Source organism: Streptomyces sp. NPDC047917 (assembly GCF_043204345.1).
Lineage (GTDB): Bacteria > Actinomycetota > Actinomycetes > Streptomycetales > Streptomycetaceae > Streptomyces > Streptomyces sanglieri.
Map to the genome: position 1 here is coordinate 284,277 of NZ_JBIDCA010000002.1, position 17,107 is coordinate 301,383.

Here is a 17,107-nt window from a genome sequence, read left to right on the forward strand (position 1 = left end):
GACGCGTACGCAATCCGTCCGTCCCATGGCCGACACACGGACCGGCCAGCATGGTCGGCGTACGGCCGTGCGGGTGCCGTGTACCGGCCGGGAGACCGTCAAATCCTCCCGGCCGGGAAGCCGTTGACGCACCACGCCGGTGAACCCCTTGTCCGGTCGGCAGGGACGGTGGAGTATCGCTCGGGTGATACTCACTCGGGGGGCAAGGGTCACAGGAGCCGTTCTCTGCGCCGCGCTCGCGCTGATCGTCGCGGGCTGGGTCGTACGGGACGTCAGGGCGGCCGACGGCATCGAGCACTTGTGGCACTACTGGGCCGGCTACCGCGACGCCCGGATCTCGCTCGGGCCGACCACTTCGCCGTACGACGTGGTGCTGTTCGTGGTGTATCTCGCCGTGGCCGTCGCGGCCGTGCGGTCCTCGGCGGCCGGTGCCGCGCTGGTCGCCGCCGGAGTACTCACGCTCGTGGTGCGGCTGCCCGGGCTCTGGAACATCGGTCAGCCCCGGATGGACGCCCGGTTCGTCGACGACCTGCGCACCCGTGCCCTGCTCTGCGCCTTCGCGTCGCTCGCGGCGGGCATCGCGCTGATCATCACCGCGGCGGCCGGGCGCCGGGCGCCGCACGACCCCTCCGAATCCGTCCCGTCCCGGCCGGGCCCGGCCGCGGGGGTGATCGCCTTTCTCTGCCTCGGCGCGGCGGGAGCGGTCACGATCGCCTGGGAGATCCGCCAGGCGGTGCGGATCCCCTACATCTACCCCGACTGGTTCCTCGGCGGGGACCGGATCTTCCAGGGGCTGACCGACCCGCCGCCCGGCTGGTTCACGGCCGTCCTGGCGCTGCTCTGCCTGTTCGCGGCGGCGAGCGCGCTGCTCCGCGCCGTGCACGCCCGGCCGTTCGGCCTGATCGCCGCCGCTCTGCTGCTGGGCGGCGGCGGGCTGGGGGTGGCCCGGTCGGTGCACGAGAAGCTGCTGGAGAACTTCGCCGATCTGCCGATCGAGGCCCAGCTCACCGTGGCGACCGGGTTCTTCGAGGTGCTCGCCGGAGCGGTGGTGCTGCTGGCGCTGGCCCTGCCGGGGCAGGCCGCACCCCCGCCCCTGCCCGGCCAGGGCTACGGACAGGGGTACGGCCAGGGCTACGGACAGGGGTACGGCGGTCCGCGCCCCGGCGTCCACGGGCCGCCGCCCCCGTCCCAGCCGCCGCCCGGCTGGTGACGGGGAGGGGCACCCGGCGGGCGCTCAGAGCCTGTCGGGTGGCCTCTGACCGGGCGGCCACGCCCTGGCACGCACGCTTCCCGCGTTGCCGGGATGGCCTAGTAGCTCCGCTACGAGGCCATCCCGGCGCCTTGGAATCGCACGCACCAGACCGCGTCCGCTATCCGATCGAAGGCCACCCGACAGGCTCTCAGCCGAGCAGCCCCAGCGACCGCTTCAGGAAGTCGACCTGGAGCAGCAGCAGATTCTCCGCCACCTGCTCCTGCGGGGTCATGTGCGTCACCCCGCTGAGCGGCAGCACCTCGTGCGGGCGCCCGGCCGCGAGCAGCGCGGACGAGAGCTTGAGCGAATGCGCGACCACCACGTTGTCGTCCGCGAGACCGTGCACGATCATCATCGGCCGCACCTGCTCGGCGGCCTCCGAGAGCCCCTCGTCGGTGATCACCGAGTTGTGCGCGTACACCTCGGGCTGCTTCGCCGGGTCGCCGAGGTAACGCTCGGTGTAGTGGGTGTCGTACAGCCGCTGGTCGGTCACCGGGGCGCCGACCACCGCCGCGTGGAAGATCTCGGGCCGGCGCGTCACGGCCAGTGCCGCCAGGTATCCGCCGAACGACCAGCCGCGGATCGCGACCTTTCCGAGGTCCAGCGGGAACCGGCCGGCCAGCGCCTGCAACGCCTCGACCTGGTCGTCCACGGAGAGCGCCAGGTTGTTCTTGACCGCCTTCTCCCAGCCGGGCGAACGCCCCTGCATGCCCCGGCCGTCCGCGACCACGACCGCGAAGCCCTGGTTCGCGAACCACTGCGACGTCAGATGCGGATTGAGGGCGGCGACCACCCGGCGGCCGTGCGGTCCGCCGTACGGGTCCATCAGTACCGGAAGCGGCCCGTCCGACTCTTCGTACCCCTCGGGGAGCAGCACGGCGCACGGAATTCGCCGTGCGCCCCCCTCGGTGAGCCGCACCCGGGCGGAGAGCACCGGCTCCTCGGCATGGCTCGTCACGGTCGCGATCCGCTTGCCGTCCCGGACCACCTCGACCCGGGCCCCGGAGCGGTCGAGGGAGTGGCCGACCAGCACCGTGACCCCGCCCGCGCGGACCGCCGAGTGGACCCCGGCCCCCTCGGAGACCCGCTCCACACCCAGTTCGTTGACCCGGTAGACGTGGGTCTCGCCGATCTCCGGCTCGGCCGCCTCCTCACCGGCCGAGGCCGACACCAGGATGTCCGATTCCCCGATGTCCAGGACCGCCTTGAGCTGCAACTGCGCCCCGGTCAGCAGCCGGTCGCCGACCGCGAGCACCCGGGCCCCGCCCTCGTCCGCGATCCGCACCAGCCGGCCGTCCGGCGCCCAGGCGGGCACTCCGGGGAAGATTTCCAGCCATACCGGATCCTCGTCGACATGCACCGTACGGGTCGAACCGGTCTCCGGGTCCACCGCGAGGAAGAGATGACTCCGCTGGTCGCGGGACTGCACCAGCAGCAGCGGCGCCCCGTCCGACGACCAGTGGACCTGCGCCAGATAGGGGTGGCGTGCCCGGTCCCAGACCACTTCGGTACGGGCGCCGTCCAGGCCCAGCACGAAGAGCCGCACATCGGCGTTGGGCGTCCCCGCCGCCGGGTAGGCGACCTCGGCGGGCCTGCGGTCCGGGTGCGCGGGGTCCGAGATCCACCACCGCTGCACGGGGCCGTTGTCGACCCGGGCGACCAGCAGCCGGTCCGACTCCGGAGCCCACCAGAAGCCCCGTGAACGCTGCATCTCCTCGGCCGCGATGAACTCCGCGAGACCGTACGAGACATCGTCCCCGTCCGGCTCGGCGAGTGCCCGGTCGCCGTCGCCGTCGGCACCCACGACGCGCAACGCACCCTTGGACACATATGCGATGTGTCGTCCGTCCGGTGACGGTCGAGGGTCGATCACCGGACCCGGAACCGGCAGCGCACGGGCCGTGCCGGCCCGCAGTCCGGCGACGTACACCTTCCCGGAGAGCGCGAAGGCGGCCAACTCGGCGGCCGCGTCCACCGCGTAGCCGACGATCCCCGAGGAGCCCTCGCGGCTGCGCTCGCGCCGGGCCCGCTCCTGCGCCGACAGCCGCTCCGCCGAACCGCCCAGCAGGGCCGCGGGGTCGGCCACCACACGTTCCACCGGGGCGCCGTCCCTGGGCAGATCCAGCACCAGCAACCGGCCCGACCGGTCCGTACCGGAGGCCGACCGCAGGAAGACCACTCGCTCACCGTCGGGCGAAACGGTGAACGACCTCGGGGCGCCGAGGGTGAATCGCATGGTCCTGGCGTGCTGACGGGGGAACGAGATCTGCTGCGAAGTCATGTGCCGAACCTAGTCCCTTTCGTTCGGATCGGGCCGGGGCCGACGGGTCCGATCCGGACGGGCGGGACCGGTCACCGACCGCCCGGTCGTGCGCCCCTCGTGCTGCTGTGCCCCGATCAATGCGTTGCGACGGATAGTTATGATCCGTAGCGCTCGGTGGGTATGAACCTGCTGGCTCCATGTGTGCTGCCCGTCCCGACCGTACTGATGGAGGTGAACCGCCGTGGCACTCTCGATTTCGGCGGTGGTGCTGCTGGCGATCGTCGTCTTCCTGCTGATCCGGAAATCCGGACTGAAGGGCGGACATGCGGTGGTCTGCGCACTGCTCGGTTTCTATCTCGCCAGCTCGTCGATCGCGCCGAGCATCTCGAACCTGACCACGAATGTGGCGGGCATGATCGGAAGCCTCAAGTTCTGAGGCCCGGCCCGTCGGCGGTCGGTGCGCGGTGGTGACGCGGGGCGGTGATCGGTGCGCCCGGCTCGTAGGGTGGTCCCCATGACGGACCATCCCGCCCGGCGCCTCCTCCTGGTGCACGCGCACCCCGACGACGAGTCGATCAACAACGGCGCCACCATGGCCAAGTACGCGGCCGAGGGTGCCCAGGTCACCCTGGTGACCTGCACACTCGGTGAGGAGGGCGAGGTCATCCCGCCCTCCCTCGCCCATCTCGCGGCCGACCGGGACGACACCCTGGGCCCGTACCGCCGGGGTGAGCTGGATGCGGCGATGAAGGAGCTGGGGGTCACCGACCACCGGCTCCTCGGCGGCCCCGGACGCTTCCGCGACTCCGGAATGATGGGCGCCGAACAGAACCACCGCCCCGGCGCCTTCTGGGCAGCAGACGTGGACGAGGCCGCCGGACACCTGGTGGAGGTGATCCGCTCGGTGCGCCCGCAGGTCCTCGTCACCTACGACCCCGACGGCGGCTACGGACACCCCGACCACATCCAGGCGCACCGCGTCGCGATGCGCGCCGCCGACCTCGCCGCCGATCCCGGACACCGCACCGGGTCGGGTGCCCCGCACACCATCGCCAAGATCTACTGGAACCGGATGCCGCGCACCGTCGCGAAGGACGGTCTCGCCCGCCTCCGGGAGACGGCGCCGGACGTCTTCCCCGGCATCGCCGTCCTCGACGACCTGCCGGGCGTGGCCGACGACTGCCGGATCGCCGCGGAGATCGACGGCTCGGCCCACGCCGCCGCCAAGAGCGCCGCGATGCGGGCACACGCCACCCAGATCGCCGTGGACGGCCCCTTCTTCGCCCTCTCCAACGACCTCGGCCAGCCCGTCTTCACCACCGAGTACTACGAGTTGGCGCGCGGCACGTACGGGGCGCCCCGGGGCACCCGGGAGGACGATCTGTTCGCGGGCGTGGCGGGAGCGGAGCGATGAGCGGCGGCAAGCAGCGCGCACCGCGCCCCCCGGCCCCCTCCGGCTCCACCGCGGCCACCGGCCTCGCCGCCCCTCTCAACCCCGGCCGGATCGCCGCCTACGTGGGCCTCGCCGTGCTGGGCGCGCTCGTCGGGATCGCCGGGGCGCTCGTCCAAGCCGCCTGGTTCCCCGCCGGATTGCTGCTCGCGCTGCTGGCCGCCGCCGGGCTCTTCCACGGTGGGCGCCGGCTCTTCGGCACCCAGCTCGGAGCCCTGGCACCCGCAGCGGGATGGCTGGTTTCGATCGTCGTTCTGTTGGGCGGACGCCCGGAAGGAGACTATGTCTTCGGCGACGAACTCGGCCTCACTCTCTTCATGCTGGGCGGGATGGCCGTCGCTGTGATCTGTGCCACCATGTCGCGATCGCCTCGACCGGGCGCCGACGGCGGCCGACCTGGCAGGTAATGGGCCACGTCCGTTGCCGTGATGCCTCCGGTTCGTCCGGCGTCCACGCAGCCGTTTCCCCCGGTCGCGGGGTGTCCGTCGGCGGCGGCCAGTATGGTGGTTCGCGCGCCTGGAAGGGCGCTGAAGATCTTGACCGGGCTCGTGGCGCCTGGCACGCACATCTGTGGCGTTACCGAACGCCCCGATAGCTCCGCCATGAGGACGCTCCGGCGCCTCGCAGCCGCACGCGCAGGGCGCCACTCCCTGATCCGGCCAAGATCTCCAGTACTCTCCTGGCCGTCCCCAGGCCTGCGCGTGGGGGAAGTACGGGCGGCGGAGCCAATCGGGAGAACCTGCTTTGAGTCGTGAAACTGACAGTTCGTCCTCCGGGCCCCAGGGGCGCGGAGGAGCCGCGTACCCCTCGGGGACGCCGCCGTACGGATCCCGCCAGTATCCGTCCCTGCACCCTTCGCAGGATGCTCCGGAGGACGCCCCGGAGCCTGCGGACCCGGCCCGGTCCGAGGAGCCGAGAACCGAGACGACGCTGACGACGCGCATCCGGATCAACATTCCGGGCTCGCGTCCGATCCCGCCCGTCGTCATGCGTACGCCCGTGGGCGACGCCGACAGCACCGACGTCGAGCGCACCGGCAGCATCCCGCGCCCCGGTTCGCCCGCGGCGGACGGTGCGCCGGCCGCGTCCGACGCCGCGCCGGGCACCGAGGCCCGGACCGATTCCGCGAGCGCGGAACCGGCCGCCGAGAGGCCGGCCAGGGAGAAGAGCGGCAGCGACTGGTTCGCTCCGCGCAAGCCCGCCACGAACACCTCGGTCGCGGGCGGTACGTCCGGCGGCGGTACGGCCGGTGGCGCCGAAGGCGTCATGGGTGCCGCGCCCACGCCGCCCACCCCGCCCCGCGCCGACCTGCCGTACTTCTCGGACGGCCCGCAGCGCACCGGCGAACAGGGCGCGCCCGGCCCCGACGACTTCGGGACCGGTGCTCCGGTGTCCGGCGGCCCGCGCCCGACGCCGAACCTCGGTGTACGCACCCCCGGCCCCGCCGGACCCACCACGGGCCCGGTCACCGGGACCTCGTCCCTCACGCCGAACCTGGGCGGACCGGGTGGACCCGGCGGCCAGGGCCCCATGGGCTCAGGCCCGGGCCCGATGGGTTCCGGTCCGATGGGTCCAGGTCCGATGGGCTCCGATCCCATGGGCTCGGGCCCGATGGGTTCGGGCGGTCCGGCGGGCCCGCAGGGCCCCGGCGCCCCCGGTGGCCCGCCGCGGATGTCCGACGACACCGCGGTGCTCACGCCGCAGTTCCCGGCCCCGGCCCCCTCCGGCCCCGGTGGCAACGTCTCCGGTGACACGCTCACCAGCGGCATCCCCGTCGTTCCGCCGGAGCGCCGGGCACCGTCCCCGTTCCCGGGCAAGCCCGGTGCCGGCGGCCCGGACGACCCGATGGGCACCGGACCGGCCGGACCCGGCGGTCCCGCCGCCGCGTCGCCCGCCCCCGCCCCGCGTTCCGAACCGGCGCCCGCGCCCGCGAAGAAGCAGGGCCGCTCCAAGCTGGTCCTCCTCGGCGCCGGCGTCGTCGCGCTGCTCGGTGTCGCGTACGGCGCCGGGCTGCTGATGAACCATTCCGACGTACCCAAGGGCACCACCGTCCTCGGCGTCGACATCGGCGGCGGCACGAAGGAAGAGGGCGTGACCAAGCTGGACGCGGCCCTCGGCAAGCGCGCCGTGGCCCCCCTCCAGCTGTCGGTGGACGGCAAGAAGACCCAGCTCGTACCGGACAAGGCCGGGCTCGCCCTGGACAGCCAGGAGACCGTGCGCTCGGCGGCCGGCAGCGACTACAACCCGGTCTCCGTCATCGGCTCGCTGTTCGGCGGCAAGCGCGTCGTCGACCCGGTGATCCCGGTCGACAAGGAGAAGCTCGGCGTCGCGCTGACGGACCTGGCGGGCGTCTCCGGCTCGGCCAACGACGGCACGATCAAGTTCGAGCCGGGCAAGGCCGTCGCCGTTCCCGGGAAGTCGGGCAAGACGCTGGACGTCAACCAGTCGATGACCTCGGTGCGCGACGCGTACCGCGCCCAGGTGCAGACCGGCCGGACGAAGGTCGTCCAACTGCCCGTCACCACCAGCGAACCCACCATCGGCCAGGCCGAACTGGACCGGGCGATGAAGGAGTTCGCGAAGCCCGCCATGTCCGGCCTGATCACCATCAAGGCGGGCCCCAAGCAGATCCAGTTCGGCCCGTCCAAGTCGCTGCCGCAGATCCTCTCGATGGTGCCGATCAAGGGACGGCTGATCGAGCACTACGACAAGAAGGCCATCGACACCCTCTGCGACGGAGTCTTCGACGGCATCATGATCACCAAGGGTGACGGCAAGAAGCACCAGCTCGGCGCGGACGACGTGGCGCACGCCATGCAGACCGCACTGCTCGGCAAGACCCCCGCCGAGCGGACCGTCGTCATCAACCTCGACGGCAACGGCTGACCGCCGCCCCGGCGCACCGCACGCCCGCCCCCGGCCGGACCCCCGGCCGGGGGCGGCGCCGTGTCCGGACCCACGCCCGCGGCAGCGCAGTCATACGCACCGCATGACATCTGTCATCCCGTTTACACGACCGGCGGCCCTGCCGCGGCGACCCCCTCCTCCGCCACGCTTGACCCATGACAACGACAACCGCCGAGGCCACCGGGGCGCGAACCGCCACGGTCCGCTTCGATCAGGTCAGCAAGGTGTACGGAGCCGTACGCGCCGTCGACGGACTCACCCTCGATCTGCACCCCGGCGAGACCGTGGCGCTCCTCGGCCCCAACGGCGCCGGGAAGTCCTCCACCCTGGATCTGCTGCTGGGCCTGCGCACCGCCGACTCCGGTTCGGTCCAGGTGTTCGGCACGACCCCGCAGAACGCCATCGCCGCGGGCCGGGTCGGAGCGATGCTCCAGAGCGGCGGCCTGATGGAGGACGTCACGGTCAAGGAACTGGTCGGCCTCGCCTGCGATCTGCACCCCAGGCCCTTCCCGGCGGCGGAGGTGCTCTCCCGCGCCGGCATCGCACAGATCGCCGACCGGATGGTCAACAAGCTCTCCGGCGGCCAGGAGCAGCGCGTGCGCTTCGCGCTGGCCACCGCCGGCGCCAACGACCTGATCGTCCTCGACGAGCCGACCACCGGCATGGACGTCACCGCCCGGCAGGCCTTCTGGGCCACCATGCGCGAGCAGGCCGATCAGGGCCGTACCGTCCTGTTCGCCACCCACTACCTCGAAGAGGCGGACGCGATCGCCGACCGCGTCCTCGTCCTGCACAAGGGCCGGCTGCTCGCCGACGGCACCGCCGCCGAGATCAAGGCGAAGGCCGGGGCCCGCCGGATCTCCTTCGAGCTTCAGGGCCCGGTCGACGAGGCGGCCCTGCGGGGGCTGCCGTTCCTCGCCGCGCTCGACGTCACCGGCAACCGGATCCGGATCCAGTCGCACGACGCCGACGCCACCGTCCACGCCGTGTACGGACTCGGCCTCTACCCGCGCGAACTCGAAGTCGCCGGACTCGGCCTGGAGCAGGCCTTCGTCGCCATCACCGAGGCCGAGGAGGCCAGGACCGCATGAACACACTGATCAAGCTCGAAGTCACCCGCACCCTGCGGAACAAGAAGTTCATGTTCTTCTCGGTCATCTACCCCTCGGTGATCTACCTCATCATCTCCAGCACCCAGAACACCACTGACCGGATCCCGCACACCGAACTCACCTTCCAGGCCTTCTTCATGGTCTCGATGGCCTCCTTCGGAGCGCTGACCGCGGTCCTCATGGGCAACAGCGAACGCATCGCCAAGGAGCGTGAGAAGGGCTGGGTCCGCCAGCTGCGGCTCACCGCACTGCCCAGCCGCGGCTACATCCTGGCGAAGATCGCCAGCGCGGCGACGGTCACCCTGCCCTGCATCGTCGTGGTCTTCCTGGTCGCCGCCGCCGTCAAGCACGTACGGGTCGAGACCTGGCAGTGGTTCGCGCTGGCCGGGGTCATCTGGGCCGGTTCGCTGGTCTTCGCCGCGCTCGGCGTCGCCATCGGCTACCTCGCCAGCGGGGACGCGGTCCGCCCGCTCACCATGATCATCTACTTCGGGCTCTCCATCCTCGGCGGCCTGTGGATGCCCAGCGCGACCTTCCCGCAGTGGCTCCAGAACATCTCCGAGTGGCTGCCGACGCACGCGTACGCTTCTCTCGGCCAGGCGATCGAGATGGGCGGATCGCCGCACGCCAAGGACGTCGCCATCCTCTGCGCCTACTTCCTGGTCTTCGCGGGCGGCGCGGCCTGGCTCTACCGGAAGGACACCCTGAAGGCGTGAACGACGACGAGACGTCCGTGGGCATCGGGCGCCCGCCCACCAACCGCAAGCAGTTCTCGATCAAGCTGCTCTGGATCGGCATCTGGCTCGCGTTCATGGGCGCCCCGGTCAAGGACCTGGCCGACGGCAACCACACCCCCTGGGCGACGGCGCTCGGCACGCTCGGCCTGCTGACCTTCGTCGGGTCCTACCTGCTCCTGGTCTTCCGCCACACGTCCAAGCCCCTGGACCGCCGTCTCGTCCACTCCACGATCGCCTTCCTCGGTGCCCTCGCCCTCCTCCTCACCCTGACGCTCGGCACCGCGTGGCTGGTCCTCTTCGTGTACGTGTCGGTCTCCGTCGGCGCCACCCTGCCGCTGCGGACGGCCCGTTGGCTCATCCCCGCCGTCACGGCCGTCCTGGTCGCCGTCGGCCTGACCGGCGACCACCCCCGCGAGATCATCACCGCCCTGATCTTCCCCGCGCTGCTCGGCGGGTTCTCGATGACCGGCGTACGGCAGCTGATCCGTACGACGATCGAGCTGCGCGAGGCCCGCGCCACCGTCGCCCAGCTCGCCGCCAACGAGGAGCGGCTCAGGCTCGCCCGCGATCTGCACGACCTGCTGGGCCACTCGCTCTCCCTGATCACTCTCAAGAGCGAGCTGGCCGGCCGGATGCTCCCCGACCACCCGGAGCAGGCGGCGGCCCAGGTCGCGGACATCGAACAGGTCAGCCGCCAGGCGCTGATCGACGTACGCGGCGCGGTCACCGGCTACCGCCGGCCGACCCTCCCCGGCGAACTCGCGGGCGCCCGCACCGCACTCGCCGCCGCGGGCATCACGGCCGACGTCCCGGCCGAGGCCCCCGACGACGTCCCCGAGAAGCAGGAGGAGGTGCTCGCCTGGGCGCTGCGGGAGGCGGTCACCAACGTCGTACGGCACAGCGGGGCCCGGCACTGCACAGTCACCCTCGCCCCCCGCCAGACCCTGGACGGCAGGCTCCTCGAACTCACCGTCTCCGACAACGGCGTCGGCCCCTCCGGCACGAAGCCGGGCAACGGCCTCACCGGCATCGGCGAACGACTCGCCACGGTCGACGGCACGCTGCGGACCTCGGCCGGCAACTCCGGTTCCGGTAAAGGCTTCACCCTGACCTTGAGTGTTCCGCTGGATTCCGGCCTAGGATCCACGGAATGAGCATGATCAGACTTCTCCTGGCCGAGGACCAGTCCATGGTGCGCGAGGCCCTCGCCGCGCTCCTCGGCCTGGAACCCGACATCGAGGTGGTGGCCCAGGTCGCCCGCGGGGACGAGGTACTGGCCGCCGCCCACGAGCACGACATCGACGTGGCGCTCCTGGACATCGAGATGCCGGGCATGACCGGCATCGACGCGGCCGCCGCCCTGCGGCGCGAACTTCCGGCCGTGAAGGTCGTCGTCGTCACCACCTTCGGCCGCCCCGGCTATCTGCGCCGGGCGATGGAGTCGGGCGCCGACGCCTTCCTGGTGAAGGACGCCCCGGCCTCCCAACTGGCCGCCGCGGTACGCAAGGTGCTCGCCGGCGAACGCGTCATCGACCCCACGCTCGCGGCGGCGGCACTGGCCGACGGGGCGAGCCCGCTCACCGACCGGGAGCGCGACGTGCTGCGCACGGCGGCGGACGGCTCCACCAACGCCGAGATCGCGGCCGCCCTCCACCTCTCGCAGGGGACGGTCCGCAACTACCTCTCCACGGCGATCCAGAAGCTGGCGGCCCGCAACCGCGCCGAGGCGGTCCGTATCGCCCGTGAGAAGGGCTGGCTCTAGCCCGCCGGGACGGCCTTCGGGGTGAAGGAGGCCGCCGGGGCCGCCGGCCGGCGAGTACGGCACGGCGTACTTCCTGCCGGGCTCCGTCGTGAAGGTCCGGGGCAGCGCGGAAAGGGCTGGGCGGCGCTGAAAGGACCCGGGGCCGCGCGGACAGGGCTGGGTAGCGCGGACAGGGCTGGGCAGCGCTGAAAAGTCCGGGGCAGCGCGGAAATTCTGGACTTGCGGGTCCAATCCTGTCGTCGCACAGTGGCACTCCGCCCTGGCTCTCCAGGGCCCCCGGTCGGTCGGACGCGGTATGCGGTCCGGTCGTGCGGGTTCATGGCGAAGGACCGAGCGATGGAGTGGACCATGTCGACGCGCCTTGAGGGCAGGACCGCGCTGGTGACCGGAGCGACCAGCAACATCGGACGGGCCGTCGCGGAGGCGTTCGCCGCCGAGGGGGCGCATGTCGTCGTCTCGGGCCGCAGTGCCGGACGCGGCAAGGAGGTCGTCGACGGCATCCGCGCCCGCGGCGGCCGCGCCGACTTCGTGCGGGCCGAGCTGGACGGCGGCGCCGCCGCCTCGCAGGCGCTGGCCCGGGAGGCGACACGGGTCCTCGGCGGCCGGATCGACGTCCTGGTCAACAACGCGGGCATCTACCCCGGAGGCACCACGGCGGCCACCGACGAGAAGACCTTCGACGAGGTCTACGCGGTCAACGTGAAGGCCCCGTTCTTCCTCACCGCGTCCGTCGCGCCCGCCATGGCGGAGGCGGGCGGCGGTGCGATCATCAACCTGGGCTCCTGGATCGCAAGACTGGGCGTTCCGGTCGGCGCCCTCTACAGCTCCACCAAGGGCGCCATGGAAACCCTGACCCGGGCCTGGGCGGCGGAGTTCGGGCCGCAGGGCGTACGCGTGAACGCGATCTCGCCGGGCGTCGTGCCGGCGCCCGTCCCCGGTGAGAGCCACCCCGGCGAGGCCATGATGAAGGGCACCCCCGCCGGCCGGACGGGCACCCCCGACGCCATCGCGAACGCCGCCGTCTACCTGGCCGGTGACGAGTCGTCCTTCGTGCACGGCATCGTGCTCGACGTCGACGGGGGCCGCACCGGCGTCGCCGTCATCGCCGGCTGACCCGCCCCGCCGCCCCGGCCGGGGCCGCCGTGCGAACGGGCCCGGGCCACCGTACGAACCAGGCGGGGCCGCCGCGCGCACCGGCCGGGCGCCGGGTCACGCCACCGCGTCGCCCGCGCGGCGCAGGTCCGCGATCCCCTGGTGGAGGGCGGCGCGCAGATGGGTGGAGCGGCCCGTCGACAGCAGGATCGACACGCCACCCTGGATCGCGGCCAGCAGCGCGGCGGCCCTGGCGTCGACATCCAGCCCGGCGGGAAGCAGGCCGTTCGCCTGGAGCGAGCGGATGCCCACCGCCAGGCTCTCCTGCCAGCGGCGCATCAGCTCGATCACGACCGCCCGCGCCCCGGGCGTCGAGCGCCCGATCTGGAGGAACAGCGACCCGAGCGGGCACTCGTCCCCCTGGGCCTCGTAGCGCCCGATCACCACATCACGCCACTGCTCCCAGGCCTCCCACGAGTCCAGGCGGCCCAGATACGGCTGCTGGTCCTCCAGGACGTGATCCGCCTCGAACCGGGCGACCGCGACGAGCAGTTCGTCCTTGCCGGCCGGGAAGTAGTGGAACAGCTGACTCCTGCTGGTCCGGGTCCGCGCCATGATGTCATCCAGCGTCACCGAAGCGACGCCTCTCTCCCGCAGCACCGCCGCGGCCCCCTCGACGATCCGGCTCCGTGTCGCCCTTCCCTTCGCCGTCAGCTCCCCGCGCACGATCCGCCTCCTCGGAATGGACTGGCGGGTCCACTGTAGTCGTGCCGGGACCGGTCCCAACTCCCTGATGCGGCAGAGGCGGAGTCGCTACGGTGGATGTGCCGACCCGCCTCCGTGCTGTGCGGGGCCCGATCTCGGCATGGGACACGACGAACCATGAGGAGTGGGCCGATGAGGGGCCGGGATCTGCTGATCGCCTGCATATCGCTGATGACCGTGGGCGGAGCGCTCACCGCCTGTTCGTCCGAACCGCCGCCGCCCGCGCCGCGCCCCTCGGGCATCGCGCAGATCAAGGCGTGCGACTTCTTCACGAAGGATGAACTCGACGAGTACCAGCTCCATGACGCCGCCCAGCTCAACTCCTCGGCCGGCTGCATGTGGCAGGGCACGAAGTTCTTCAAGGAGGCGAGTACCGCCCTGGTGCTGACGCTCCGGGACTCGTCAGCCGACAAGGTGCTGGCGGCCCTCGGCACGTCCGCCGGGGAGAAGTTCTCCGAGCGGCCCGCCGTCGACGGCCGCCGGGTCTGGCGGAACACGACACCCGGAACGGACGTCAGCTGCGCACTCCTCTTCGAGATCGACGGCTCCTCGTCCGCCGAGCTGAAGCTCTCGGAGTTCCTGGGCGTGTCCGACGTCGAACCGACCCAGAAGGACCTTTGCGAGGGACTGGACGAACTCGCCCCGCGGGTCGAGGGGAAGCTGCCCGCCGTCCACAGCTGACGGAGGTCCCGTGTGCACGGGACGCTGCCGCCGGTCACCCGGAACGCGGGACCGGCCCGCGGGGAATCGACAGCTGCCGGGACGGCAAGGTGGAGGACGAGGGGCCCGGCCGGTGTCACGGAGCGGCCCGCTCGCTCGACCTGAGCAGGTTCGACCGGGACCTGCTGCCCGGCACGTGGCGCGAGGCCCGGACCGGTCCGGGCATCAAGAACGCCGAGCGCAGTCACATGATTCTGCACCGCGCCCCGGACACCGGTCTCCACCTGGCGCTGTACGTCCGCGACGAGTACGGCAGCGTGCACATGGGCACGGACGACCGGGGCGAGGCCACCGCGCGCCACCCGCGGAAGTCGGTGAAACCGGGTCGATGACGGGCGGCCCGTCCGGCCGTCCGCGCACGCACGGCCGCCGCACCGGTGCGGGGGCGTCGTGGCGGCCGAGGGCGACCGCCCGGTGTGAGGGCGTACGCGCGGGGGCCGGGCCGCCCCCGCACGCTTGTGCTCCCTCAGTCCGTCAGCGTCTCGCTGAACTGGGACGGGCCGGTCGGGGCGCCGATCGTGGCCGCGCCGAACGAGACGGAACCGTTGGCGATGATGCCGGTGGCATCCGTACCGAAGATCCACAGGGCGCCCCTGCTGCCGTTCTCCGCCGGGTCGCCGACCACCATCTCCGCCCGGCCCCTGCCGTCGTAGTCGCCCAGCGCGAGGGCCGCGCCGAACTGGTCGCCCATCTCGGCGGCCCCCGGAACCCCGGCCGTGTACTGGCCGAACTCCTTGGAGCCCGCACCGCTCACGCCCTTCGGGCCGCCCTTGAGGACCAGGACCCGGCCGGCCTCGCGGATGCCGTTGATCCCCTCGCCCGGCAGGCCCGTGGCGATGTCGGGGTAGCCGTCCCCGTCCGTGTCGCCCAGCGCCAGGCTGTCACCCATCCGGTCGTGGAACTCGGCGGTGCCCGAGATGCCTTCGGAGTCCTGGTTGATCCAGACGGGCTTGCGGGTGGTGCTCTGCCCCTTCGGCCCGCCGTACGAGATGAACAGCGCGCCGCCCTTCTTCACCGGGGTGTCCGCCTGCGACCATTCGTCCCCGCGCCCGATGACGATGTCCCCGTGACCGTCCTTGTCCAGGTCGGCGATGCCCACGGAGGTGCCGCCGACACCTGCGCCGTCCGCGTCCTTGATCTCGACGGGGGCGGAGAACCCGGTGCGACTGCCCTTCAGCAGGTACGTGTGCTGCTGCCACGGGTCGTCCGGGCCGAAGCCGAGGGTCACCAGATCGCCGACGCCGTCGCCGGTCACGTCGCCGACGGCGATCTCCGAGACGTCGAGCAGGTCGGTGCCCTCGACCGAGAACGGGCTGGTCCTGCTCCACTTGCCGGTGCGGTCGACCGGACCGTGCAGGATGTGGCCACCGAGCCGTGCGTCGTCCACCGCGATGTCGGCGATGCCGTCACCGTCGACATCGCCCACGGCGAGGTCGCCGAAGCCGTAGGCCTGGTCGCCGGGGACGGGCTTCAGGAGCATGGCGTTCTTCGAAAGGCCGGACGGACCACCCCAGTTGACGGTCAGCACCGTGCCCTTCTCGCCGTTGGCCCGGTACGCCCAGGGGCGGCTGACGAGATCCGCGTAACCGTCGCCGTCCAGGTCGCCGCTGCGCAGGTTCTTGCCGTAGCGGGCGTCGTCGGGGTTGCTGAGACCCGGACGGTCCGGCCAGGTCAGCACTTGCTTGTGGGTGGAGGACAGGCCGCCGGGGCCGCCGAAGAGGACGCTCACGGCGCCCGCGCCGCTCTCCGGGTCGCCGAGGGCGGCCATGGGGGCGCCCACGGCGACATCGGGGTAGCCGTCGCCGTTGAAGTCGTCGTGCAACCGCTTCGGGCTCGGGGCGCCCGCCGCGGCCGGCTTCGCCATGGGGGCGGACGACCTCGCGGCGGCGTGGCCGACGGGCGCCGCAACGGCTCCGGCGACCAGGACGATGCCGGTCGCTACGGCCAGGCGGCGGCGGTGGGAGAGAGTAGGCATGTCGGTCAACTCCGGTGCTCGGAACGTGAGTCGGGGCAGTACGGAATGAGCTTCCGTACTGCCCCGTACGACCCGGCGGCCCGGCGGATGGTTGTGCCGCACCACCGGCGGCCTTCGTCGGTCAGCCCTTCTTGAAGCTGTCGAGGTGGGCGAAGGCCACCACGTTGTCCTCGTAGTCCTTCGCGGTCTTGTTGTACGCGCCGCCGCAGGTGATCAGGCGCAACTGGGCGGAGTTGGTGTCGGTGTAGACCCGGTCGTCAGGGAACTTCGCCTTGCTGAACTGCTCGACTGAGTCGACCTTGAACGTGGCGACCGAGCCGTCCGCGCGAGTGATGTCGACCGCGGCCCCGGGCTGGAGGTACTGGAGCTGGAGGAAGACGGCGGGGCCGGTCATCGTGTCGACATGGCCGGCCACGATCGCGGAACCCCGCTCGCCGGGGGTGGCGCCGTCCTTGAACCAGCCGACCAGGTTGTTGTCGTTGGGGGGCGGCGCGTCCAGCTGACCGGTGGCGCCGATGGAGAGATCGGTGAACGGCGCGTCCACGCCGATGGCCGCGATCCGCAGCCGCTTCGGTACGGAACGCTCCATCGCCGGGCCGACGGTGGCCTTGGAGGAGGTCACGGGGGCGGGTGCGGCGTGGGAGCCGAGGACCTCGGGGGCGGCGGACGAGACGGCGGCGGCGGGCGGGGCCGGCGGCTTGTCGTCCACCGAGGTGCCGAAGGAGTTGTAGATCAGGACCATGCCGAGCCCGGCTGTCACGGCGGGCCACATCAGGGCGCGGCCCAGTGTGGTTCGGGGGGCAGTCCGGGTGGGGGTGGAGCCGGTCGACTGCGGGGCGGCCATGGGAACGTGCCTTTCGGTTGTGCGGTGTCGAGGAGGGGAGCGGGGGAGGAGGGACGGAGGCCCGGGCTTATCCGGGGCTTATCAGGGGGGAAACGCAGCCGCCGCGGGCGCCCCCCCCCCCCCCGGGGGCCCCGCCCCCCACAAAGAGCCCCGCGGGGGGGGGCGCGGAAGGGCCCGGCCCCCCCCCGCCACAGGACGGGGGGCCCGCTGGGGTGGGGCGCCCCCCCC

The 17,107-nt window shown here is 72.3% G+C and carries 16 protein-coding genes; 12 read left to right on the forward strand and 4 right to left on the reverse strand.

The features are described from left to right. Nucleotides 1-184: 184 nt before the first annotated feature. Nucleotides 185-1,210 carry a hypothetical protein gene (locus ACGF8B_RS04950; protein WP_392734863.1) on the forward strand — a complete coding sequence of 342 codons (1,026 nt, stop codon included), beginning with the start codon at nucleotides 185-187 and terminating at the stop codon, nucleotides 1,208-1,210. A 190-nt stretch (nucleotides 1,211-1,400) separates the two neighbouring features. Here ACGF8B_RS04950 and ACGF8B_RS04955 read toward each other — a convergent pair whose 3' ends face one another. After that, nucleotides 1,401-3,533: an alpha/beta fold hydrolase gene (locus ACGF8B_RS04955; RefSeq protein WP_392734865.1), complete on the reverse strand. Its 2,133-nt coding sequence runs from the start codon at nucleotides 3,531-3,533 to the stop codon at nucleotides 1,401-1,403. A gap of 223 nt (nucleotides 3,534-3,756) precedes the next feature. Between ACGF8B_RS04955 and ACGF8B_RS04960 the strand changes: the two genes are divergently transcribed. From ACGF8B_RS04960 to ACGF8B_RS05000, 9 genes are all read left to right on the forward strand, one after another. Next, nucleotides 3,757-3,951 (forward strand): hypothetical protein, encoded by a 195-nt coding sequence (locus tag ACGF8B_RS04960; RefSeq protein ID WP_093896879.1) that lies wholly within the window; start codon nucleotides 3,757-3,759, stop codon nucleotides 3,949-3,951. Nucleotides 3,952-4,029: 78 nt separating this feature from the next. Then, on the forward strand, nucleotides 4,030-4,929 hold the full coding sequence (gene mshB, locus ACGF8B_RS04965) for an N-acetyl-1-D-myo-inositol-2-amino-2-deoxy-alpha-D-glucopyranoside deacetylase (RefSeq protein ID WP_392734867.1): 900 nt from the start codon (nucleotides 4,030-4,032) through the stop codon (nucleotides 4,927-4,929). Beyond that, entirely contained in the window at nucleotides 4,926-5,372 is a 447-nt protein-coding gene (locus ACGF8B_RS04970; RefSeq protein ID WP_392734869.1) for a DUF6113 family protein, read from the forward strand. The genes mshB and ACGF8B_RS04970 overlap by 4 nt, the downstream gene beginning before the upstream one ends. A gap of 580 nt (nucleotides 5,373-5,952) precedes the next feature. After that, complete coding sequence (locus tag ACGF8B_RS04975) at nucleotides 5,953-7,851, forward strand: peptidoglycan binding domain-containing protein (protein WP_392734871.1); 1,899 nt, start codon at nucleotides 5,953-5,955, stop codon at nucleotides 7,849-7,851. A gap of 176 nt (nucleotides 7,852-8,027) precedes the next feature. Next, nucleotides 8,028-8,963: an ABC transporter ATP-binding protein gene (locus tag ACGF8B_RS04980; protein WP_392734873.1), complete on the forward strand. Its 936-nt coding sequence runs from the start codon at nucleotides 8,028-8,030 to the stop codon at nucleotides 8,961-8,963. Further along, nucleotides 8,960-9,700 carry an ABC transporter permease gene (locus ACGF8B_RS04985; RefSeq protein ID WP_392734875.1) on the forward strand — a complete coding sequence of 247 codons (741 nt, stop codon included), beginning with the start codon at nucleotides 8,960-8,962 and terminating at the stop codon, nucleotides 9,698-9,700. Before ACGF8B_RS04980 ends, ACGF8B_RS04985 begins: the two co-directional genes overlap by 4 nt. After that, complete coding sequence (locus tag ACGF8B_RS04990) at nucleotides 9,697-10,875, forward strand: sensor histidine kinase (protein WP_392734877.1); 1,179 nt, start codon at nucleotides 9,697-9,699, stop codon at nucleotides 10,873-10,875. The genes ACGF8B_RS04985 and ACGF8B_RS04990 overlap by 4 nt, the downstream gene beginning before the upstream one ends. Continuing rightward, nucleotides 10,872-11,483 (forward strand): response regulator transcription factor, encoded by a 612-nt coding sequence (locus ACGF8B_RS04995; RefSeq protein WP_392734879.1) that lies wholly within the window; start codon nucleotides 10,872-10,874, stop codon nucleotides 11,481-11,483. Before ACGF8B_RS04990 ends, ACGF8B_RS04995 begins: the two co-directional genes overlap by 4 nt. A gap of 348 nt (nucleotides 11,484-11,831) precedes the next feature. After that, complete coding sequence (locus tag ACGF8B_RS05000; RefSeq protein ID WP_392734880.1) at nucleotides 11,832-12,596, forward strand: SDR family NAD(P)-dependent oxidoreductase; 765 nt, start codon at nucleotides 11,832-11,834, stop codon at nucleotides 12,594-12,596. Between the two features lie 96 nt (nucleotides 12,597-12,692). Here the strand turns inward: ACGF8B_RS05000 and ACGF8B_RS05005 are convergent, their stop codons facing one another. Then, the gene (locus ACGF8B_RS05005) at nucleotides 12,693-13,301 is read right to left on the reverse strand and encodes a TetR/AcrR family transcriptional regulator (protein WP_392734882.1); all 609 of its coding nucleotides are present in this window, start codon (nucleotides 13,299-13,301) and stop codon (nucleotides 12,693-12,695) included. A 171-nt stretch (nucleotides 13,302-13,472) separates the two neighbouring features. Between ACGF8B_RS05005 and ACGF8B_RS05010 the strand changes: the two genes are divergently transcribed. Both ACGF8B_RS05010 and ACGF8B_RS05015 read left to right on the forward strand, forming a co-directional pair. Beyond that, entirely contained in the window at nucleotides 13,473-14,021 is a 549-nt protein-coding gene (locus ACGF8B_RS05010) for a DUF3558 family protein (protein WP_392734884.1), read from the forward strand. A gap of 89 nt (nucleotides 14,022-14,110) precedes the next feature. Next, entirely contained in the window at nucleotides 14,111-14,392 is a 282-nt protein-coding gene (locus ACGF8B_RS05015; protein WP_392734886.1) for a hypothetical protein, read from the forward strand. A 134-nt stretch (nucleotides 14,393-14,526) separates the two neighbouring features. Here ACGF8B_RS05015 and ACGF8B_RS05020 read toward each other — a convergent pair whose 3' ends face one another. Next, nucleotides 14,527-16,035, reverse strand: a complete 1,509-nt coding sequence (locus tag ACGF8B_RS05020; protein ID WP_392734888.1) for a VCBS repeat-containing protein — start codon at nucleotides 16,033-16,035, stop codon at nucleotides 14,527-14,529. Between the two features lie 121 nt (nucleotides 16,036-16,156). After that, complete coding sequence (locus ACGF8B_RS05025; protein WP_392734890.1) at nucleotides 16,157-16,879, reverse strand: class F sortase; 723 nt, start codon at nucleotides 16,877-16,879, stop codon at nucleotides 16,157-16,159. Nucleotides 16,880-17,107 lie beyond the last annotated feature (228 nt).